The organism is Paraburkholderia heleia NBRC 101817, from assembly GCF_000739775.1.
Classification (GTDB): Bacteria; Pseudomonadota; Gammaproteobacteria; order Burkholderiales; family Burkholderiaceae; genus Paraburkholderia; species Paraburkholderia heleia.
In genome coordinates, this window is record NZ_BBJH01000054.1 from 1 (window position 1) to 21,515 (window position 21,515).

Annotated in this window: 18 protein-coding genes; 13 read left to right on the forward strand and 5 right to left on the reverse strand. The window is 68.3% G+C overall.

Annotation, left to right across the window (positions count from 1 at the left end):
• The 5 genes from BHE01S_RS32220 to BHE01S_RS32240 form a co-directional block, all read left to right on the forward strand.
• Positions 1-432, forward strand: a 432-nt coding sequence (locus BHE01S_RS32220; protein ID WP_042271416.1) for a tetratricopeptide repeat protein, incomplete at its 5' end; no start/stop codon positions are given.
• Entirely contained in the window at positions 425-1,117 is a 693-nt protein-coding gene (locus BHE01S_RS32225) for a chemotaxis protein CheW (protein ID WP_042271419.1), read from the forward strand. The genes BHE01S_RS32220 and BHE01S_RS32225, both read left to right, overlap by 8 nt.
• Positions 1,114-3,396, forward strand: coding sequence for a hybrid sensor histidine kinase/response regulator (locus BHE01S_RS32230; RefSeq protein ID WP_042271422.1), 2,283 nt, complete (start codon positions 1,114-1,116; stop codon positions 3,394-3,396). The genes BHE01S_RS32225 and BHE01S_RS32230 overlap by 4 nt, the downstream gene beginning before the upstream one ends.
• Positions 3,393-4,418: a chemotaxis response regulator protein-glutamate methylesterase gene (gene cheB / locus BHE01S_RS32235; RefSeq protein WP_042271425.1), complete on the forward strand. Its 1,026-nt coding sequence runs from the start codon at positions 3,393-3,395 to the stop codon at positions 4,416-4,418. The genes BHE01S_RS32230 and cheB overlap by 4 nt, the downstream gene beginning before the upstream one ends.
• Positions 4,419-4,449: 31 nt before the next feature.
• Positions 4,450-5,589, forward strand: coding sequence for a diguanylate cyclase (locus BHE01S_RS32240; RefSeq protein WP_084069491.1), 1,140 nt, complete (start codon positions 4,450-4,452; stop codon positions 5,587-5,589).
• An 11-nt stretch (positions 5,590-5,600) separates the two neighbouring features.
• Here the strand turns inward: BHE01S_RS32240 and BHE01S_RS32245 are convergent, their stop codons facing one another.
• Positions 5,601-7,805 (reverse strand): NHL repeat-containing protein, encoded by a 2,205-nt coding sequence (locus tag BHE01S_RS32245; RefSeq protein WP_042271428.1) that lies wholly within the window; start codon positions 7,803-7,805, stop codon positions 5,601-5,603.
• Between the two features lie 255 nt (positions 7,806-8,060).
• Between BHE01S_RS32245 and BHE01S_RS32250 the strand changes: the two genes are divergently transcribed.
• Genes BHE01S_RS32250 through BHE01S_RS32260 form a run of 3 tightly spaced genes read left to right on the forward strand, consistent with a single transcriptional unit; the run spans position 8,061 to position 10,220 of the window.
• Complete coding sequence (locus BHE01S_RS32250; protein WP_042271432.1) at positions 8,061-8,804, forward strand: hypothetical protein; 744 nt, start codon at positions 8,061-8,063, stop codon at positions 8,802-8,804.
• A 55-nt stretch (positions 8,805-8,859) separates the two neighbouring features.
• Positions 8,860-9,378, forward strand: a complete 519-nt coding sequence (locus BHE01S_RS32255) for a sigma-70 family RNA polymerase sigma factor (protein WP_042271434.1) — start codon at positions 8,860-8,862, stop codon at positions 9,376-9,378.
• Positions 9,375-10,220: an anti-sigma factor family protein gene (locus BHE01S_RS32260; RefSeq protein WP_042271436.1), complete on the forward strand. Its 846-nt coding sequence runs from the start codon at positions 9,375-9,377 to the stop codon at positions 10,218-10,220. Before BHE01S_RS32255 ends, BHE01S_RS32260 begins: the two co-directional genes overlap by 4 nt.
• 108 nt (positions 10,221-10,328) lie before the next feature.
• Here BHE01S_RS32260 and BHE01S_RS32265 read toward each other — a convergent pair whose 3' ends face one another.
• From BHE01S_RS32265 to BHE01S_RS32280, 4 genes are all read right to left on the reverse strand, one after another.
• Positions 10,329-12,185, reverse strand: coding sequence for a trypsin-like peptidase domain-containing protein (locus BHE01S_RS32265; RefSeq protein ID WP_052406211.1), 1,857 nt, complete (start codon positions 12,183-12,185; stop codon positions 10,329-10,331).
• Between the two features lie 313 nt (positions 12,186-12,498).
• Positions 12,499-12,831 carry a DUF4148 domain-containing protein gene (locus tag BHE01S_RS32270; RefSeq protein WP_042271533.1) on the reverse strand — a complete coding sequence of 111 codons (333 nt, stop codon included), beginning with the start codon at positions 12,829-12,831 and terminating at the stop codon, positions 12,499-12,501.
• A gap of 130 nt (positions 12,832-12,961) precedes the next feature.
• The gene (locus BHE01S_RS32275; RefSeq protein WP_042271439.1) at positions 12,962-13,531 is read right to left on the reverse strand and encodes a chromate transporter; all 570 of its coding nucleotides are present in this window, start codon (positions 13,529-13,531) and stop codon (positions 12,962-12,964) included.
• Positions 13,528-14,142, reverse strand: a complete 615-nt coding sequence (locus BHE01S_RS32280; RefSeq protein WP_042271442.1) for a chromate transporter — start codon at positions 14,140-14,142, stop codon at positions 13,528-13,530. Before BHE01S_RS32280 ends, BHE01S_RS32275 begins: the two co-directional genes overlap by 4 nt.
• Positions 14,143-14,411: 269 nt before the next feature.
• On the opposite strand from BHE01S_RS32280, the gene BHE01S_RS32285 reads away from it, so the two are divergent.
• From BHE01S_RS32285 to BHE01S_RS32305, 5 genes are all read left to right on the forward strand, one after another.
• Positions 14,412-15,515 carry an extracellular catalytic domain type 1 short-chain-length polyhydroxyalkanoate depolymerase gene (locus tag BHE01S_RS32285; protein ID WP_042271445.1) on the forward strand — a complete coding sequence of 368 codons (1,104 nt, stop codon included), beginning with the start codon at positions 14,412-14,414 and terminating at the stop codon, positions 15,513-15,515.
• 158 nt (positions 15,516-15,673) lie between these two features.
• A complete protein-coding gene (locus BHE01S_RS32290; protein ID WP_042271448.1) occupies positions 15,674-16,927 on the forward strand; it encodes a DUF1479 domain-containing protein in 1,254 nt (417 codons plus the stop codon).
• A gap of 102 nt (positions 16,928-17,029) precedes the next feature.
• Positions 17,030-18,073 (forward strand): transporter, encoded by a 1,044-nt coding sequence (locus BHE01S_RS32295; protein WP_042271536.1) that lies wholly within the window; start codon positions 17,030-17,032, stop codon positions 18,071-18,073.
• A gap of 73 nt (positions 18,074-18,146) precedes the next feature.
• Entirely contained in the window at positions 18,147-19,673 is a 1,527-nt protein-coding gene (locus BHE01S_RS32300) for a sensor domain-containing diguanylate cyclase (RefSeq protein ID WP_084069497.1), read from the forward strand.
• 124 nt (positions 19,674-19,797) lie between these two features.
• The gene (locus BHE01S_RS32305) at positions 19,798-21,408 is read left to right on the forward strand and encodes an EAL domain-containing protein (RefSeq protein WP_042271451.1); all 1,611 of its coding nucleotides are present in this window, start codon (positions 19,798-19,800) and stop codon (positions 21,406-21,408) included.
• Positions 21,409-21,515: the final 107 nt, after the last annotated feature.

The following is a 21,515-nucleotide window of genomic DNA, read 5'->3' on the forward strand; positions in this document are numbered from 1 at the left end:
CGGCCCTTGCACGGTGCGCCTGCTCCGCGCGCGGCGGCCGTGGTGAACGCCCACGCGGCTCCCTGCCAGTCCGCCGGCTCCACGCCCGAAGCCGCGCTCGCCGACGCGCGGCGCCTCGCCGACGCCGGCGCGCTCGACGAGGCCGAACGCCTCGCCGCGCAAGCGGCGCAGGCGCTGGCGCAGAACCCGGACACCTGGTACCTGCTGGGCCTGATCGCCGATGCGCAGGGCCGCGCAGCCGTTGCGCTCGCGCACTATCGCAAGGCCATCTATCTGGAGCCTTCGCACTACGAAGCGCTCACGCATCTGGCGGCGCTGCTCGAAGTACAGGGTGACGCCGAAGGCGCGCGCCGGCTGATGCGCCGTGCGCAGCGCGCGGCGCAGGACACCGGACAGCGCGGCGAACCGGACGCAGGAGGCTCGCATGCCTGAGCGCGGCTTGACGGAGGACCGGGTGCTCGCAGCGCAACCACCCAATCCGTGCTGGAAGACCATCGGCACGCTGGGCGACAACTCGTGCCCGCGGCTCGAGGCGTGCGTGCGCTGCCTGAATTGCCCGGTTTTCGAAGAAGCGGCGGCGCGCATGCTCGATCGTCCCGCGTCGCTTGCGTCATCCGCGCCTGGGCCCGAACGTGCGCCTGACGTTGCCGGCACGCAGACGCGCCACGCAGGCTCGCTCGTGTTTCGCGTGGGCGGCGAGTGGCTCGCGCTGCCCGCTGCCGTGCTGCGCCAGGTGCACGAGGCGCGTGCCATCCACACGCTGCCGCACCGGCGCGGCGCGGCCGTGCTCGGCGTCGTGAACGTACGCGGCGTGCTCACGCTGGCGGTGTCGCTGGCCGCGCTGCTGCGCATCGATGCCGCAGCGGCCGGCGCACCGTCGCGCGCCGCCACGCCGCGTCTGCTCGTGACCGAATGGGCGGGCGCGACGACGGCGTTTCCCGTCGATGCCGTGGAAGGCGTGGCGAGCTTCGGCGCCGACGCGCTCCTGCCTGCGCCGGCTACGCTCGCGCAGTCGGCCGGGCGGCACGTGCGCGGCGTGGCGCACTGGCGCGGGCGTTCGGTGGGCGTGCTCGATGCCGAGGTGCTATTCGATGCGCTTGCAAGGAGTCTGCGATGAGCGACGACGAACTGAGCCGCCGCTCGCTGCTCGACCTCTTCCATGAGGAGGCGGCGGCACAGACGCGGACGCTTTCCGCGGGCCTGCTCGCGCTGGAGTCCGCGCCCGCGGATGCCGCCACGCTCGAAGCCTGCATGCGCGCGACACACTCGCTCAAGGGCGCGGCGCGCATCGTCGGCCTGCCGGAGGCGGTCGCGGTGGCGGGCGCGATGGAGGACTGCTTCGTGGCCGCGCAGCGCGGCGAGCTGCGCATCGACGCGGCGCGCATCGATGCACTGCTCGTCGGCATCGACTTGCTGACCGCGGCAGGCGATGCCACGGCGGCGCCGCTTTCGCACGAGGCAGTCGAGGCGTTCGTCGCGCGCCTGGAGAGCGGGGCGCAGCCCGACGCGGCCGCGAGCCCACCCGGGACCGACGATCTCGCCGCGCTGGCGGCGTCGCTGCGTGTGCCCGAGCCGGAGCGCGAGGCGGCGGCGTCGGACGACGTCGAACCCGCAGCGTTGGCGCAACCCTCGCAACCCCGTTCAGCCGACCCCGAGCGCATGCTGCGCGTGCGCGCCGGCACGCTCGACCGCCTGCTCGGCTTCGCCGGCGAATCGCTGGTGGAGTCGCGCCGCATGCGGCCGTTCGCCGAGGGTCTCTTGCGCACGCGCCGCGCGCAGGGCGGCGTGCTTGCGGCGCTGGGACAGTTTCAGGAACGCCACGGGGATGCGCTCGACGCCGACGCCCGCGCCGCGCTCGCCGATATCCGCAATGCGGTTGCGGCGCTGGATCGTCAGCTATCCGAACGATTCGACGACCTCGATCGCATCGACCGGCGCGGCACGCAGCTCGCGCAGCGTCTCTACGACGAGGCGCTGCAGTGCCGCATGCGGCCGTTCGGCGACGCGGCCTACACCTATCCGCGCGGGGTGCGCGACCTCGCGCGCTCGCTTGGCAAGCGCGTGCGCTTCACGATTGCCGGCGAGTCGACGCAAGTGGACCGCGACATCCTCGAAATGCTCGACGCGCCGCTCGGCCATCTGCTGCGCAACGCGCTCGATCACGGTATCGAGGACCCCGAAACGAGGCGGCGCGCGGGCAAGCCCGAAGAGGCAAGTCTCATGCTCGAAGCACGCCATAGCGCCGGCAAGCTGCTGATCGTCGTGGCCGACGACGGCGCGGGCATCGATCTGGACGCACTGCGCGCGAGCATCGTCGCTCGCGCGCTCGCGCAGCCCCAGGCCGTTGCCGCGATGTCCGACGCCGAACTGTTCGACTTCCTGCTGCTGCCGGGCTTTTCGCTGCGCGACACCGTCACCGACGTGTCGGGGCGCGGCGTGGGCCTCGACGCCGTGCAGAACTTCGCCAAGGCCGTGCGCGGCACGGTGCGCATCGAGAGCGCGGCGGGACAGGGCACGCGCTTCGTGCTGCAGTTGCCGCTCACGCTCTCGGTGGTGCGCAGCCTGATCGTCGAGGTCGCGGGCGAAGCCTATGCGTTTCCGCTCGCGCACGTGCGCCGCGCGCTCAGCGTGCCGCGCGGCACGATCGAGATGCTCGAAGGCCAACAGCACATTGCCTTCGAAGGGCGGCCCGTGGGGCTCGTGACGGCGCGCCAGCTGCTCGGCGCGAGCGCCGAAACGACGACCGCGGAAGACCTGAACGTCGTGCTGGTGGGCAGCGAGGCGGGTCTCTATGGCGTGGCCGTGGACCGTTTCGCGGGCGAGCGCACGCTCGCCGTGCAGCCGCTCGACGCGCGTCTGGGCAGGGTGCGCAACGTCTCGGCGGCGGCGCTGCTCGACGACGGCGAAATCGCGCTGATCGTCGACGTAGAGGACATCGTGACGTCGGTTGGGCGTCTCGTGCGCGAGGGACAGCTCACGGGCGTGGCGCGCGGCGGCGCGCACGACGGGGCGAGCGCGCGCAAGCGCATTCTGATTGTCGAGGACTCCTTGACGGTGCGGGAGCTGGAGCGCAAGCTGCTCGAAAAACGCGGCTACGACGTCACGGTGGCGGTGGACGGCATGGACGGCTGGAGCACCTTGCGCAACGCGCACTTCGACCTCGTCATCACCGACGTCGACATGCCGCGCATGGACGGCATCGAACTCGTCACGATGATCAAGGGCGACGCGATGCATCGCAGCGTGCCGGTGATGATCGTCTCGTACAAGGATCGTGAAGACGACCGGCGGCGCGGGCTCGACGCAGGCGCCGACTACTATCTGACCAAGGGCAGCTTCCACGACGAAGCGCTGCTCGACGCGGTGAACGACCTGATCGGAGAGGCGACGGGATGAAAATCGGTATCGCCAACGACATGCCGCTAGCGGTCGAGGCGCTGCGTCAGGCCATCGCGACGCGGCCGGGCCATCGCGTGCTGTGGGTTGCCGCGAACGGCGAGGACGCCGTGCAGTTCTGCGCGGCGCAGGTGCCCGACGTGATCCTCATGGATCTCGTGATGCCGAAGCTCGACGGCGTGGAGGCCACGCGGCAGATCATGGCGCGCTCGCCGTGCCCCATCCTGATCGTCACGAGCAGCGTGGGTGCGAACGCCTGGCGCGTGTACGAGGCGATGGGCGCGGGCGCGCTCGATGCCGTCGATACCCCCACGCTCGCCGGGCCCGACACGCGCCGCACCATGGGTTTGCTGCTCGCGAAGATCGAGCAGATCGGGCGCGTTTCGGGCGCGCTCGATCTCGCCGCGCGCGCACCGGCATTCACGCCTTGCGGCATGCTGCAAGCGCCGCTCGTCGCGATCGGCGCCTCGGCGGGCGGACCCGGTGCGCTCGCCACCGTGCTCGGCGCGCTGCCCGCCGATTTCGGCGCAAGCATCGTGATCGTGCAGCACGTGGACCAGTCGTTCGCCGCGGGCATGGCCGCCTGGCTCGACGGCCAGACGCCGCTCACGGTGCGCATCGCGCTCGAAGGCGAGCAGCCCCGGCCTGGCTGCGCGCTCCTTGCCGCGACCAACGATCATCTGCGCATGACAGCGGGCGGCAAGCTGGCTTACACTCGCGAGCCGGCCGACACACCCTACCGTCCCTCCGTCGATACGTTCTTTCACAGCCTCGTCGAGTGCTGGACGGGCGAGGCGATCGGCGTGCTGCTCACGGGCATGGGGCGCGACGGCGCCATCGGCCTGAAGGCGATGCGCGCCAGGGGCTGGCACACCATCGCCCAGGACGAGGCGACGAGCGCCGTATACGGCATGCCCAAGGCGGCGGCGGCGCTCTTCGCCGCGCGCGCGATCCTGCCGCTTGGCGCCATCGCCCCCGAGCTCGTGAGCCGGGTGAAACCACCGCATCAACCTGCCGGCTAGCCGCCGGCCATCGTGAGACGCGACCGATATCATGACCGAGAAGCCTACTCCTCCAACCAGCGCAAACGTTGTCGGCCCCACCGGGCTCGACGCGGGTCTCGACCCCGGCAGCGCCGACGACGCTTCGCTCGCCGTTGCGCTGGAGGCCGTGCGCAGCGCGCTTGCGCAAACGCTGCCCGCTGCCGACCTGCCGACGATGGTGCTGCTGGTGGACGACCAGGCGATCGTGGCGGAGGCGGTGCGCCGGGCGCTCGCCAGCGAACGCGAGATCGACTTCCACTATTGCGCGCATCCCGATGAGGCCGTGCGCACCGCCGAACAAGTGCGCCCGACCGTGATCCTGCAGGACCTCGTGATGCCGGGTACCGATGGCCTCACGCTCGTGCGCGGCTACCGCGCGAACGAAGCGACGCGCGACGTGCCGATCATCGTGCTTTCCACCAAGGAAGAACCCGCCATCAAGAGCGCGGCGTTCGCCTCGGGGGCCAACGATTACCTCGTCAAGCTGCCGGACAGCGTCGAGCTGATCGCGCGCGTGAAATACCATTCGCGGTCCTACCTGAACATGCTTCAGCGCGACGAGGCCTATCGTGCGCTGCGCCGCTCGCAGCAGGAACTGCTCCGCGCGAACCTGGAACTGCGCCGCCTCACGCATTCGGATGGCCTGACCGGCCTCTCGAACCGGCGCTATCTGGACGAATTCCTGAGTGCCGAGTGGAAACGGGCGGAGCGCGAACGTACCGAAATCTCGCTGCTGATGATCGACGTGGACTACTTCAAGCCCTATAACGACACCTACGGCCACGTGGCAGGCGACAACGTGCTGCGCTCGGTGGCGACGACGATCCGCCGCGAGATACGTCAGCCGCGCGACCTCGTGGCGCGCTTTGGCGGCGAGGAGTTCGCCGTGGTGCTGCCGGGCACGGGCAGCGCGGGCGCGCGGCTGCTCGCCGAGAAAATGCGCCGCGACGTGGTGGGGCTCGCATTGCCGCACGTGGGCTCGGCGGTGAGCGAGCACCTCACGATCAGCATTGGCGTGGCGACGCTCACGCCCGCGCCGGGGCTCGCGGAAACGGCGCTGATCGAGGAAGCCGACGCCGCGCTCTACCGCGCGAAGCGCGACGGGCGCAATCGCGTGGCGTTTTCCACGCAGGTGTCGGGGCGCGGATAACGCGTCGAGGTTTAACCCGGCGTCCAGACATACATCAGGATTTTCGCGCGGGCGTCGTCTTCCACGAGCACCACGTAGTCGCCGTTATCGCGCTGCGCCGCGCTCATGCCCATATAGATGTCCACCCATCCGCTCGTGTTGCCCACGTCGGCACCGGGCGTCATCGAGCCTGCGAGCTGGCCGCTGCGCGCGTCGTACACGTCGATCTTCTGCGTGTATAGCTCCGCGATGAACACATCGTTGCCGGCCACCGCGATTCCCACCGTCGTCACCTGCGGGTTGCTGCCCGTGTTCCAGGGCAGCGATGCCTGCCACGTGAGCGTGGGCGAAGCGCTCGACCAGTTGTCGTATCGCGCGAGCACGGGTCCGGCTTCCTTCCAGTGCGACGCATCCCACGGAAGGTTCGCGGTGAAGCCGGTGATGTACATCGTGTCGGTTTCGGCCACGTAGACGATCCGCGCGATGCGGTTGAACGGCGCCGGCATCGGGAACATCTTCGACGATGCATAGGTGTACTGTGGATTGCCCTGGGCGTCGAGCCCTTGAACCGGCATCTCGCGAATGCCCGAAAGGGGTGTGGCGAGCCACACGTTGCCGGGCGTGTCCACCCACCAGTACCCGTTGCCGACGCTTGCGCCGGTCGAGGGGTTCGAGGTGATCTCGCTTGCGTCCACATGGCCGTCGCCGTTCGCGTCGCGCCACATCCACTCGCCGTAGGCCGGCTGGCCGGCGGGCCAGTTGCCCGGCATCGGATTCTGGGCGAGCAGGCCCGAGGGAATCGCAACTTCGCCATCGGTTGCGGGCGAGAAGCGGTAGATGTTCAGGTAGTGCGCGTACTGATCGAGCGTATAGAGGAACGTCTGGCCATTGAAGCGGCGCACCATGGGCGAGCCGCGCACGCCGCGCGTGGAGTGGAGTGCGGGATCGTCGGGGTAGGCGAAGCGGTTGAGCGTGAAGCCCGCATAGGTCCATTGCTTGCCGGGCGCCTGGCTGTAGTCGAGCGTGAAGCGCTTCGAGCCGGTGAAGACGTTGGCGGTGTTGGCGGGATCGAAGGCGGCGGCATCGACGAAGGTCAGGCCATCGAGGCGCCAGCCCAGCGTGCGCGTGCCCATCGCGTAACTTTCGAGCACCGCCCCCTGGCCGACGAGCGCGGTGCCGTACGGCCGCGGCCCCTGGCCGTTTTGCGCGACGTACAGGTTGCCCGCCGCGTCGTAGCCAATGCCGGTGATGCCGTTCAAGCGCCAGTCGCCGGGCGTGCCCTCCACGACGTGGAAGATGCCCTGGCGCGTGCCCAGCGTGCCTGCGGCCGCCATCTGGCCGCCCGACGTGCGGGCATAGAGCAGAATCTGCTGCGAGGGGCCGTTGTCGGCAATCGCGAGCTGACCCGAAGGCGCGAAGGCGAGGTCGGCCGGCACGCTGCCCGCGGGCAGCACGGGCGCATCGTTTAGCGCCGTGCCGTCCTTGCGGTAGTGACCGATGCCCGGGCCGTTCGTGTCCCGCATGCCCTGGATCACCCAGAGCGTACCGTCAGCGGCCAGCGCGATGCGGCCCGGCGCGGGCACAGTGAAAGCACGCAGTTGACGCATGGTTTGCGCGTCGTAGACCACGATGCGGTTGTCGGCGGTATCGGAAACGTACAGCTCGGCATCGGTGGCGGCGAGGCCGCGCACGGCGCCGTCGCTGCCGTCCGGCGCGGCGAGCACGCGCAAAAAGCTGTTTTTCGTCGCGTTCGCGCTGTTGCCGATGCCGCTTGCGAAGGGCGCGCCCTGCGCCACGTTCGAGCGCAGCCGCCGCGTCACGCCGAACCACGTCTGGTTGGCGGGCGGATAGTCCGCGCCGACGAGCCCGTTGTTCTGGTTGCCGATCGACATCGCGGCATACACATAGGTGCTGTTCGCCGCGATGGCGTCGCCGCCCGCATTGCCCCAGCCGTGCGTGTTGCCGGCCACGGCGAGCTTGTCGCCGCCGCGGTAGACGCCGATCTCGCTGCCGCTTTCGTCCCAGGGCGCGTTCGCGTAGACGGTGCCGTCCGGCGCGACGGCGATGGCCTGGACGTCTTGCTGCATCCACTTGCCGTCGCCGAAACCGAAGCTGTTGCCGATCCAGGACGTGGTGTAGTTGAGCGTGCCTTGCGCAACGCCGGGTTGAATGGCGAGACCTTGCAGCGCGAATGACAAGGCAATGAGGCGAGCAGCATTTTTCACTTGAATTTCCATCAATCACGAACCTGCCGCAGGGTGCGCGGCAGTTGGGCGTGATGCTCGCATGCACTTTTAAGGAAATAATTCAAATATTATTCAGTGCGGGTAATGTGGCGTTTTTTTATGCGGATGCGATGAACGGGGCGCCCGCAGGGCGCAAAATCGCTCGAGCGCCGCGCAAAAAGAGGAATTTCGCCGCCCGGTGGAATAATCCACGCCCGCCGCGTGTTAGTCCCCGCATCGCCACCCAATCAGCATCGATTCACGACCATGAAGTTTCGCGGGCCGCTCGACGAGCCGCCGGTTTCCGAAGCCGATATCCAGGCCTATAGCGACGGTACGCTCGCCGGCGCGCGGGCGGCGCACGTGCGGCGCTACCTCGCCGGTACGCCCGGCGAATGGCATCGCATCCTGTTCTACCGGCGCCTGAACGCCCAGATCCGCGATGCTTACCCGGCGCCGGCGCCGGCGCCGGCGGCGCAGACGCCCCACACGCGCACCGCCCCAGCCCGAAGCAGACGGGCGTTGCGCTACGCTATCGCGCTCGCTGCCGCGCTGGCGATGGCAGGCGCCGCATTGGCGTGGATCGGCGTGACCGAGCCGTCGCAGCAAGTGTTGAACAATGCCGCGGTGATGGCGCTGATGGAAGCTGAAAACGCGCAGCCCCAGGCGCTGGACGCCGGTGCGGCGCGTGCGCCGTTCGATTTCGGCGCGGCGGGCCTGCATTTTCTCGGCGGCGGCGCAGTGCGGGTTGGCCCGTTCGCGAACGCGCAGCGTTATGTCTACGAGAACGACCAGGGCGAGCGCGTGGTGCTGCTCGCGACTCGCGCCTGGCTGGCCGGCGCGGCGCCGCAGTGGAGCGCCCACCGTGCGGGTCCGCTGCGGCTCCTGATGTGGCGCGAGCACGGCACGCGCTGGGTGCTCGCGGGCAACGCCCAGACGCGCGGCTTGATGCGCGCGGCGGACCTCGCGACGCTCACCACGCAGCCGGCGCGCGAAGGCGAGGGATCGTGAACCTGCCCGACGATGCCGACCGTACAATGACCCTTGCGGCAATCCAGGATGAAACATGGACATCCGTGACGAGCTGATAGAACACGTGCCGCGCCTGCGACGCTATGCGCGCGCGCTGATCAACAACCGCGAGCTCGCCGACGACCTCGTGCAGGACACGCTCGAACGCGCAATCGCCCGCACGGAGTTGTTTCGTGCGGGTACCGACCTGCGCGCCTGGCTTTTCACGATCATGCACAACCTGTTCGTGAACCAGGTGCGCAAGTCGGCGGCGCGCGGGGCGCACGTTTCCGTCGACGACGACAGCGTGCCCGAAACCGACTACGCCGTGCCCGCCACACAGACGGGCGCACTCGAAGTGCGCGATCTGGACTTCGCGCTGCAGCGCCTGCCCGCGGAGCAGCGCGAGGTGGTGCTTCTGGTAGGACTGGAGGAGATGAGTTACGCCGATGTCGCGTTGGCGCTCGACATACCGATCGGCACGGTCATGTCGCGTCTGTCGAGGGGACGTGAGCGCTTGCGGGCGCTCATGGCCGGTTCCGTCCCGCGTGCGAATCTGAAGGTGGTGCGATGAGCGACGAACAAAATCCAGTCACGCAAGACGAGATCCACGCTTACGTGGACGGCACGCTTTCCGAGGCGCGCCGCGCCGACGTGGAACGCGAGCTCGAGCGCAACCCGGAGCTCGCCGCGCGCGCGAGCGACTTCTTCGCGCTCAACAACCTGCTGCACGAACGTTACGACCGCGTGCTCAACGAGCCGCTGCCCGCGCGGCTGCGCATGGCCGACCCTGGGCCCCGGACGCAAACGGTGCGAAACGCGCGCGCGGCGGCGAACTGGCCGCGTTTCGCGGGCCTCGCGGCGGCGCTGGTGCTGGGCGTGGGAATCGGGTGGGGCATGCACTACGGCATGAGCGCCACGGGCGGCCCCGCAGGCGCGGCTGGCGGCGGCGAACTGCGCGCGGTGAGCGCGGACAGTTCCATGCGCTTCGCGCAGCAAGCGGCGCTCGCGCATGTGGTCTACATGCCAACGGTGGCGCGGCCCGACACGATGGACGACAGCGGGGAGCAGGACTTCGTCAGGTGGCTCGCCAACCGGCTCGGCACCAACGTGCGCGCGCCGATGCTTTCGAAGAGCGGCTTCGAGCTTTCGGGCGGACGCCTGTTGCCGGCCGACGACGGCGGCCAGGTCGCCCAGTTCATGTATCACAACGCGCGCGGCGAGCGCGTGACGCTGTGTATCTCGCACCGCAAGACGAGCGCCAGCACGACCGCGTTCAAGCTTTATCAGGATGGGCCTGTGAATGTGTTTTATTGGGTGGATGGCGACTTCGGTTATGCGCTTTCGGGTGGGATCGATCGCAAGGCGCTGCTGCAGCTTGCGCATGATGTTTATGCGCAGCTGACGCCGCGGTGAGGGTTGGTTTTCTGGTTGCCAAAGCGGCCATGTCCGCCAGGAACCGAGAATCAACCCTCGAGCACACGCCGCACGTGGAAGCACTCCACCCAACGCGTGCAGCGCCCGTCACCTGAGCTTCACCGCAACGAAGCTACGCGCATTGTTGCGCTGAATCAGCAGCGACATGCTCTTCGTCGCCTTTGCCTCGAGCGCGACCGCTTCCTCCTGCGATTCGACCAGCGTGTCGTCGAGCGACAGTACGACATCGCCAGCCCGCACGCCCGCGCTTGCAGCGGGTCCCGTCGAGGCTTCCACCATCAAACCGAGCGGCAGTCCGGTCGAGCGCTTTTCCTCGGCGCTCAGCGCGTGTGCAATCAGACCGAGGCGGTCGGCGGCATGGCGCGGGGCCGGTGCTGCCGTTGCGGCGGGCTGCGCGCCCGGGTCCGTCATCACCGTTTTGACGGCGTGCACGTCGGACGATGGCGCCTTGCCCACTGCCTCCGTAACGGCGGGCGCGACTGGCGCATCGGTCTTTTCTGCCGCCTGCGCGGCTGCGGTTGCCTGTGCTGCGGTCGGTCCTGCCGCTCCAACTGCTCCAGCTGCTCCGGCTGCTCCGGCTGCTCCGGCTGCTCCGGCTGCTCCAGCTGCTCCAGTAGCCGCCGCAGGCGCATCCGCCGCCTTTGGATCGAACGCCGTGTTCGAGAAGCCGGCCACCGCGGGCTGGCGGTTGCGGATCACCTTGAGCGAAGCCGGCGTGGCGGGCGGCACGGCAGCGAGCGCGGCGGCGAGCGTCGCGGCCCGGTCGACGGGTTGGGTGCCGACCTGCACGATCACGTCGCCGGTCCGGATGCCCGCTTTGCCGATCGGCGAGGCGGGATCGACGGCGTCGACGAGCGCGCCGCCGGCATGCGGCAAGCCGAGCGCTGCCGCGAGCCCGGGGCTCACGTCTTCGACCTGCATGCCGAAGGCGCGGATGGTGCCGCCATTGCCCGAGTTTGTTGCGCTCGAGGCGTTGGCGCTGGCGGCGGGCGCCGCCTTGCGCGCCTGCAACTGGGCACGGAACTGGTTGGCGGCGTCGATCGGAATCGCGAAGGTCAGGCCCTGGTAGCGGCCGCCGTCCGCGTAAATCTGCACGTCGATGCCGATGACCTCACCCGCGCGATTGAAGATCGGGCCGCCGGAGTTGTCCGGGTTGACCGCCACGTCGGTCTGGAGGAACGGAAACGCCTTGCCGTCGGGCAGTGTGCGCGAGGTCGCGCTGAGGATGCCCGTCGTCACGGTGTTCTGGTAGCTGTCCGGCGACCCGATCGACAGCACCGGTTCGCCGGCGTGGACCTTCGCCTTCTCGGCGAGTTTCACGAACGGCAGATCGTGAGCGTCGATCTGCAGCACGGCAACGTCGCTTTGCGGGTCGACGGCGACGACCTCCGCTTTGAACTCGCGCTTGTCCGTGAGCCGCACGGTCACCTGCTCGGCGTTGTCGACGATGTGCGCCGTGGTGAGCACGACGCCATCGGGGCTGACGATGAATCCGGAGCCCGCGCCCGTCATCACGCGCGGTCCGCCGGCCTCGGCTTCGGACGCCGGCTTCGGCGCGCGCCTGAAGAATGCGAAGAAAGGATCGTCGGTGTCGATGGCCTCCTGCTCGGGCGGCGCGGACGGGTCGTCGGCGCTGCGCGCGATCACGTGCACGACGGCGGGGCCATAGCGCTCGGCGAGCGAGAAGAAGTCGGGTGTGGCCATGGCCGCCGGAGCGGATGCCTCGGCGGTGGTCTTCGGCGAAGCTGCGGCTTTGTCGCCAGCCGCCCTGTCGCTGGCGGCCTTGTCGGCGGCGGCTTTGTTGGCGGGCGGCTTGCTGGCTGGCGGTCTGGTGGCGGCGGGAGGCGGCGTTGCGGCATTCGCCTCGTAACAGAAAGCGCTGGCAAGCGCGAAGGCAAGCGCCGCCGCAGGGCGCGAAGTGCGGGCGAAATTCAGGCGGAGCACAGCACACCTCCCAGTGGTCATCGTGCTGGCGGGCGGCACACGAACGCGGATAGCAAACGAATGCCGACGACCATAGTGTAGTCACGCCACAAGACAATTGGGGGGCAGGGTTTGTCCTGTAGCGCACGTAAATGCGCGTGCAGGCGTCACGGTGCATGCGCGGCGCATCGAAGATGACGCCTTGCAGAGGCTGCGTCTGGCGAGGACGCTCAGGGAAGGCAGGGGCGCCGAAAAGGCGCGCAAGATGCCCCGCTCGTCGCGAGCGGGGCATTCGGCTGTGGCGGGGGCGGCTAGTGGAATCTCGCGATCGCTTTCAGCTACCCGAATACAGGTTGCAGAAGCTCACCGGACCGACACACGTTGTGTGCGGCGCGCCAGCGTCGCTCGTGCCCGGCATGGGCGCGCCCATGCCGCTCGGTTGCTGCTGCTGTTGATGCTGTGCCTTTGCACGCGCGACTTGCTGCGCGAAGACAGGGCTCACGTCTGGATACGAGCTATCGGTCACGAATTGCGAGCCGTTGGCCTGCGCTTCGATCAACTGTTCGCGCACCTGGGCGCGCGTGAGTCCCTGCGCGGATGCGGTGGATACGGCGCCGATGCAGGCCGTCACGACGAGCAAGGCGAAAAGCGGGCGGCGGATGATCATTTCGAACTCCTGAAGAAATAGCATGGTTCGGCGACCGCCTGGAGCACGGTCGCATCAACGGAGACTGCAATGGGTATACCGCCGAAGGTGGGCTGCTATTCCCGTGAAGTTGTCGCAGCGGGATGTTTTTCTACGTGAGCTGCACCTGGAGCCAATGCGGCAGGCCTGCGCCGATCAGGCTGACGCCGACGAGCGCGAGCGCGCCTGCAACGAGAAGAACGAGCGGACTGACCCGCGTTCTGAGCAGCACGCAAAGCGACACGACGGCAATGGCTTTCGCGGGAAGGCCGCCGTTGAGCGACTTGAGCAGTACCCAGCCCGCCGCGAGCATCATGCCGGCCGCGATGGGGCGCAGGCCGCGCTCGAGCGCCAACTGCCACGCGGCGCCCTGATAACGGCCCCAGACATGCGTGACGCCGTAGATGAGGACAGCGGTAGGCAGCAAGAGCGCGGCGGTCGCCACGAGCGCGCCCCAGAAGCCGGCAACCTGCCAGCCGATCAACGTGACGAGCAGCGAGCCCGGACCCGGGGCCATGCGCGAGATCGCGAAGTCGGCGGCGAATTGCGAATGCGTCATCCACGGGTGCACTTCGACGACCTGGCGCTGAATCTCGGCGACGATCGCCTGGCCGCCGCCGATCGTCACGAGCGAAAGTGGCGCGAAAATGGCGGCTAGCTGACCGAGCAGGCGTGAGTTCATCGCGCACCCCGGCGGATCGCCACGTATTCGCAGAGCACGCTCACGGCGCCGCCTGCCACGACCACCCACACGAGCGACAAACGCAGAATGCCGATCGCAAGAAATGTCGCTGCCATGAGCAGCAGCGGCAGCGCCTGCCGCCGCACGCGCCGCGCGGTGACGACGCCCATCGACAGCGACAGTCCCGTGGCCGCCGCGGCGGCGCCAGCGATCAGAATCTGCGTGAGCGGGTGGAAGATGAGCGCGCCAACCACGCTGCCGATCACGACGATCAGGCACGCGGGCGGCACGACGATGCCCGTCACGGCCACGGCGGCGCCACGCCAGCCCAGCAGCCGGTGCCCGATCCAGATCGCCATGTTTTTCACGTTGATGCCGGGCAGCGCCTGCGAGATTGCGAGGCCGTTGAGAAAGTCCTCTTCGCTGATCCAGTTGCGGTCCTGGACGAATTCGCGCAACAGCCAGCCGCTCAAGCCGCCTCCAAAGCTTGTCATGCCGATGCGGCTGAAGATCAGAAAGAGCCCGAACAGCGTGGGGCGCGGCGATGCGTTTGGCGTGGAAGCAGTCACGGGGATGACGGGAAGCGGGTAAATGCCGAACAGTTCGGCCATCGTCTCGTGCGGCCTTTCTTTCCGGTTTCAGCGCGATTGAGCCGATCTTTTACCGGTATTCGAATGGGCATCGCAGCAATGATTCCCGAAATTATAGCGCCGCGGTCCTTGTGACGCCGCGCGGCTGGCGGCGCGATCACGCAGAATTCAGTGCGAGGTCCGGGCCGCTATGATGGTCGGACTGTTGCAGCGGTTCGATCGCTGTATTTGCGCTGTCCGCCGTGTGCCGCCTGGCGTGACGTGAACCAAACGCCCTGTCGCCATTGCTCATGCCCAGGAAAAAGACCAGCGTCTGGCTCAAAGGTCTCGAACTGCTCACCCGCATGAGCGCAACGCGACCGAAGAAAAAGGCCGCGGCACGCAAAGCAGCGCCTGCCAAGGCCGCGCCGGTCGCGCGGCCGGCAGCCAAACCCGCGAGGCGCGCCGGCAAGGCGCACGTGGGCCATGTGCAGCCGGCGGGCACGGCCGGCTGCTGGATCCGCTCCTGGCACTCCGCGCCGCCCAGGGCCGGGCATCTCGTCAACCATCTCGCGTATGCGCTCTATATGCCAGCCGGCGCGGCCGCGGGCACGGACCTGCCGCTCGTGGTCATGCTGCACGGCTGCAAGCAGACGGCGGAGTCGTTCGCCGCGGGCACTCGGGTTTGCCGGCTGGCGGATCGCGCAGGTTTCGCCGTGCTGCTGCCCGAGCAGGCGAAAACGGCGCACGCACAGCGATGCTGGCACTGGCACGGCGATCATGCGCAGTCGGAGGCGCCGGCGGTCACGTCGCTCGTCGATGCCATCGTGCGCGAGCACGGATTCGACCGTGAGCGCGTGTACCTGGCGGGCATCTCGGCGGGGGCGGGTCTCGCGTCCGTGCTCGCCATGCGCTATGCGTGGCGCTTCGCGGCCGTGGCCCTGCACTCGGGACCGGTTTTCGGCGCAGCCAGTTCCACGATGAGCGCGATGAGCGTCATGCGCCACGGCAGCCGCGAAGACGCGGTGCATCTGGTCGATGCCGCGCTCGACGTCGCCGTCCATCCCGGCATGCCGGCCTTCATCGTGCACGGCGAAATCGACGCGGTCGTGGCGAAGCGCAACGCCGCGCAACTCGGCATGCAGTTCGCGCGTGTCAACCGGCTGCTCGACGCGCAGGGCGCATTGCGCGTTGGCGAGATCCGGACCTATAGCCGCGACGCGGTGGCGTACACCGACTATGTCAGGGCGGGCAGGCTTGCCGTGCGGGTGTGTGTCATTCGCGGGCTCGGACATGCATGGAGCGGCGGCGATCCGCGCGAAGCGTTTCATTCGGACCGCGGCCCCGACGCGATGGCGATGATGTGGCAGTTCTTCCGGCGGCAGCGCCGAAGTGCGGCAGGTGAAAGGATGTGACCGGTGCGTGAGCCGTCGTTTGCGCGGCGCACGCTCGCCGGTAGCAGCACGCGGGCATACGCGGCGGAAATCGAAGGAATGCTAATGGTTCCCTGACCTCGCCATTGAGGCGTATGCTTGCCATCAAACGACGGCATTCAACCCCGATGGAGACATGCATGGCGGCACTTCAAATCGACGACGTCCCGGGCGCGATCCGGCAGGCCAAGCGCATGTTGCGCGCGCAACTGCCGAACTATCGCGAAGTGTTCGAGGAGGTCGCGCAGGCCATAGGCGAACAAGCGCGGCACATCGCCCGGCTGCGCGAGGCGGGCGAAGCCGTGATCCCGGAGATCGCGTTTGCCGACATCGCCGCACAGCGCGTGAGCGCCGAGTCGATCGCGCTCGTGAAGGCGCGTGGCGCCTGTGTGATCCGCCGCGTGTTCGCGCCGGAGCAGGCCGCGCGCTGGGACGCCGAAATTGCCGAATACGTGGCGCGCAACGATCTCGACGCGCGCGCCGCCCAACGCGCCGCGCAGCGCAATGCCCTCCCGCCGCAGGCGAGCCGCCCGTTGATTTATGGCGTCTACTGGTCGCGCCCGCAGGTGCAGGCGCGCGAGTCCGACGAACTGACGGCCGCGCGCGTCTTCCTCAACCGGCTGTGGCGCCACGAGAGCGAGGGGCGCGTGCATTTCGATCCTGACGTCGTGCCCGCCTACGCCGACCGTCTGCGGCGCCGCCCGCCCGGAACGGCAGCGCCCGGCCTCGCCGCGCATTGCGACGGCGGCGCGGTCGAGCGCTGGGTCGACGAGAATTTCCGTCAGGTCTATCGCCATGTGTTCTCGGGCGACTGGCGGCGCTACGACCCCTTCGACGGCGCGTACCGCACGCACGCGAGCGAGATTCCCTCGCGCATCGCCTCTTCGATGTTCCGCACCTTCCAGGGCTGGACCGCGCTCACGCCGCAGGGCCCGGGCGACGGCACGCTGCAGATCGTGCCCATCGCCAACGCTATGGCGTACGTCCTCTTGCGCGCGCTGCAGGACGACGTGGCCGAGGACGACCTGTGCGGCGCGCAGCCGGGCCGTGGGCTGCCGATCAGCCCCGAGTGGCACGCGCCGCTGTGCGATGCGCTGATATCGATTCCTCCCATGCAGGCCGGCGACGCCGTGTTCTGGCACTGCGACGTGATTCACTCCGTCGAAGACGAGCACCGCGGCAGCGGCTACAGCAACGTGATGTATATTCCGGCCACACCGGGTTGCGCGAAGAACGACGCGTATTTGCAGCGCCAGTTGCCGAGCTTTCTTGAAGGCCGCAGCCCGCCCGACTTTCCCCCCGAGCATATCGAAGCCGATCTGGCGGATCGGGCGGGCGTGGCCGATCTCACGCCGCTCGGCCGCACGCAGCTCGGCTTGCCAGGCGTTGCTTAACATGCGTACATGACCGGCGTGTGTCGGCGCATCGATTCGTGCGCTTGCCTGTAAAAGCACGCGTATGGCATGCTGTGCGCCGATCAACCGGCCATGACGACCATGGATTTCGCTTCGTCCGTCGCAACGTATGGCGCCGACCTGTCGGGCCTCATTTGCGGTTTTCGCTTCACACCGGGGCAGCCTGGGCAGCCCGTCACGTGCGACGACGTCCTCGAGGCGCTGCGGCATACCCACGAGAGCGGCGAGCCGCAAGCCGCGCGCGACGACACGTTTTACTGGCTGCATTTCAATCTCGCCCATGCCGCGGCGCAACCGTGGATGCGCGCGCATCTCGACCTGCCCGACGCCTTCTTCGAGATGCTCGTGGAAGGTTCGCACTCCACGCGTATCGAACACGTGGACAACGGGCTATTCGCCGTGGTCAACGACGTGATGTTCGATTTCGAACTCACGCCCTCGCAGATCGCGACGCTCTGGTCGTACACGCACGAGCGCATTCTCGTCACGGCGCGCCTGAAACCGCTGCGCTCCATCGACCGTCTGCGTGGTTACGTGCGCAACGGCGAGACGTTCCGCTCGCCAGCCGAACTGCTCATCCACCTGATGCGCGACCAGGCCGACCTCATGGTGGAGATCGTGCGGCGCACGAGTGTCGACGTCGATCGCGCCGAGGACCAGTTTCTCGCCTCGCGCCGCTCGGCGAGCCGCCATGAACTCGCAGCCATGCGGCGCATCCTGGTACGCCTGCAACGCATGCTCGCGCCGGAGCCCGGTTCGATTTTCCGTCTGCTCGCGCGCCCGCCGCGCTGGCTCCAGACACCCGACATTCAGGACCTGCGCGAGGCGACCGAAGAATTCTCGCTCGTGCTGGGCGACATGGCCGGACTCGTTGAGCGCATCAAGCTCTTGCAGGAAGAAATTGCCGCGCGGCTCGAAGAGCAGAACAACCGCACGCTTTTCACGCTCACGCTCGTCACCGTGCTCGCGCTGCCGATCAACATCGTCGCGGGCTTTTTCGGCATGAACGTGGGCGGCATTCCGCTCGCGGAAAACCGCCACGGCTTCTGGCTCATGGTGGTGGTGGTCGCGACCTTCACGGCGCTGCTGGGCTGGTGGGTATTCCGCCGGCGCGGCGACACCTGAGACTTGCGGGGCGCCGCCGGACTGTCCGCGCGCTATATACTAGGCGCTCGGATTTCCTGCTTGAGCGCATGCCATGACCGTCCCCTCGTCGATGCCCGAGGCCGTACCGTCCATCAGCGTTGCCGGCTGCGCCGGGGTGCGTGAGCCCGCCGCCGAACCGGGTGGACCGTTGTGCTCGCACGATCATGCGTTTTCGCTCGCCGCCGGGCACGCTCCTGCAGATTCGCTGATCGACGGGCGGCCCACGCTCGCCACGAACCGCGACCCCGCAGCGCCCGCCGCTGACGAACCGGCACCTCATGCCGAACTCGAAGCGTTGCGCGAGCACGAACGCCTGCTCGCGCATGCGATCGCGGGCAGCGGCACGGGCATCTGGGACCGCGACGTGGTGACGGGCGAGATCCGCTATTCGGCGGGCTGGAAGGCGATACTCGGCTACGCGGAGCACGAGTTGACGAGCCGCATCGAAGACAGCTATTTGCGGCTGCATCCCGACGACCGCGAGTACGTGTTGGCTGCGATGCAGGCACATTTCGAAGGCCGCACGCCCACCTACGAGGTCGAGCATCGCATTCGCTGCAAGGACGGCCGCTACAAGTGGATCTGCAGCCGCGGCAAGGTCATGAGCCGCGACGCGCAGGGGCGCGCGCTGCGCATGATCGGCACGACCACGGATATCACCTCGATGCGCGAGATGGCCGAGCGTTTGCGCGAGAGCGCGGCGCTCATCACGAACCTCACGAACGAAGTGCCGGGCCTCGTGTTCCAGCGCCGCCAGTTGCCCGGCGGCCGCGCGTTCTTCTCCTATGCGAGCGCGGGCATTGCGGAAATCTACGAACTCACGCCCGGGCAGGCCGCGCACGACACGGCGTGCATCGACGCGTTGATTCATCCCGACGATCTCGACGCGTGGCGCGCTTCGTTCGAGCACTCCGCCGCGAATCTCACGCCGTGGCATCTGGAGTTTCGAGTGCTGTTGCCGCAGCAGGGTCTGCGCTGGCGCCAGGGCGATGCGAGGCCGCAGCGGCTCGCCGACGGCACGACGGTCTGGCACGGCTTCATCACGGACGTCACTGAGCGCAAGCGCATCGAAGCCGAGCTGCGGGAATTCGCGAGCACCGACGGCCTCACGCGTCTGGCCAACCGCCGTCATTTCATGGCGCGTGTCGAGTCGCAACTCGCGCATGTGCGGCATGGCGAGGCGGGCGCAGCCGTGATGATGTGCGACCTCGACCACTTCAAGTCGATCAACGACCGTTGGGGTCACGCGATCGGCGACGAGGTGCTGCGCCATTTCGCCGAGATCGTGCGCACGCAGTTGCGCGCGGGCGACATGGCCGGCCGCATCGGCGGCGAGGAGTTTGCGATCCTGCTCGCAGCGGCCGACCTCGAAGGCGCGCAAAGCGTCGCGCGGCGCATTCAGGAACGCTTCGCGCAGCAACCGCTCGGCGTAGAGGGCGATGTGGCGGCGCTGACCGTGAGCATCGGCATCACGCTCATGCATGCCGCCGACATGAACGCCGAAGCCGCGCTCACGCGCAGCGACTTCGCGCTCTACCGCGCGAAAAAGGGCGGCCGCAACCGCATCGAATGCGCATGACGGGCGTTCACGTTAGCTGACGTTGGCGTGCGCCGGGCACCGCGCGCGCCCGCTGCCGGCGCGTTGGTGTATGTTGGCGTCATACCGTAGCCGCCCCCGTGACGGCCCTGGTGCGGAGGACGCCTTGCCCGAAGTCTCGCCCAACCCCGGCGCGGTCCGCTCGCGAGTTTCGCGTTTGCTCGTGCTGCTGGTCGTGGCGCTGATTCCGATCCTGCTGTGCGTGGCGCTCGGCCGTTACGAGGCCGAGCGCTTTGCGCAGCGCGAGGCGACCCTCGCTTCCGCGATTATCGTCGGGCAGGTTGTCTCGATCGTCGAGACGGCGCAGAGCGCGGCGCGTTCGTTCGCGCCGCGTGCGAACGAAGCGTGCGGCACGCTCTCGCCGGACCTCACGCGCAAGGCCGCCGCCGTGCCCTATGTGCGCACGCTCAACATTCTTTACGAGGGCCGCGTCGACTGCTCGTCCGCGTTCTCGCAACAGGCGGTTCCGAATGGCGGCTGGCTCAATGGCGGCGTGCCGGCCGCGCAGGGCGAATGGCTCATGATCGTCGAGGACACGCCGATGGTGCGCAACCGTCCCTCGCTGCTGGTTGGCGTCGCGGGCGAAGCGGGGCGCTCGGTGGTGGCCGTGGTGGACGTGCAGTATCTGCTGGACCTGCTGCATGGGGCGGCGCCGCTCGCCGTGTTTCGCCAGGCCGAACTGAGGGTGGGCGAGGGCACGGTGTTGCGTGAAGCCATGGCGCTCGTCAACGTGCGCGGCGCGCCGTTGCTGGCCGATGTGCAAAAGCGCCTGTCGGGCGCCACGATCGATCTGAAGATCTACGGGCGGCCCGAGCGTATTCTCGAAGCCTGGCGCGGCCTGCTGCTGCGCTATCTGCCGTGGGCGGCTGCCCTCTCCGCGTGGCTCGTCTGGCTCGTGCGCCGTTTGCAGCAAAGCGGGCAGTCGCGCCGCGAACAACTGCTGCGGGCCATTGGTGCGAACGAATTTCATGTCGAATACCAGCCGCTCTACGGCGTCGAGACGGGGCGCTGCGAGGGCGTGGAGGCGTTGCTGCGCTGGGTGCGGCCAGGCACAGGCGCGATCCGTCCGGACGAGTTCATTCAGGTAGCCGAAGAAGAGCAAGTGATCGTGCCGCTCACGCAGCATCTGCTGAAGCTCATCGGTCGCGACGTGGCCACGTGGGACGTCACGCCGGGCTTTCACCTCGGCGTCAACTTCGCGCCCGAGCATCTGTCGGGCGTCCAGCTCGTGAGCGACGTGCAGGCGCTGCGCGCGGCCGTGGCGCCGCACGGCGCGGCGATCACGCTGGAGATCACTGAGCGCACGCTGGTGCGCAATACCGGGCAGGCGCGCAGCAATCTGGTGACTTTGCGGCGCGAGGGCGTGAAGGTCGCCATCGACGATTTTGGCATGGGATATTGTTCGCTCTCGTATCTCGAGAAATTTCCGTTCGATATCCTGAAGATCGATCGAGGCTTCGTGCTGACCATCGATGCGCAAGGCAGCAAGGCAACCGTGCTCGACGCCATTATCGATCTCGCGCATAGCCTTGGCGCGCGGATCGTGGCCGAGGGGGTGGAAACGCAGGTGCAGCGCGACTATCTGTGCGCGCGCGGCGTCACGTATATCCAGGGCTTCTTCTACGCGCAGCCCATGCCGTCGGAGGCGTTCGTGCGCTGGTATCGCGCGAACGGGGCGCACATGTCGCCCGATCCGCGCGCGACGGCTGGCGCGTAGGTCGCTCGCGCAGCGCGCCCGCGTATTCCTGCCGGCGTGATTTGCTTAGCGCGAATCGTCGGTTCTGCGAACGCGCGCGGCCCGGTAGCATCATCGCTTCGATGGCT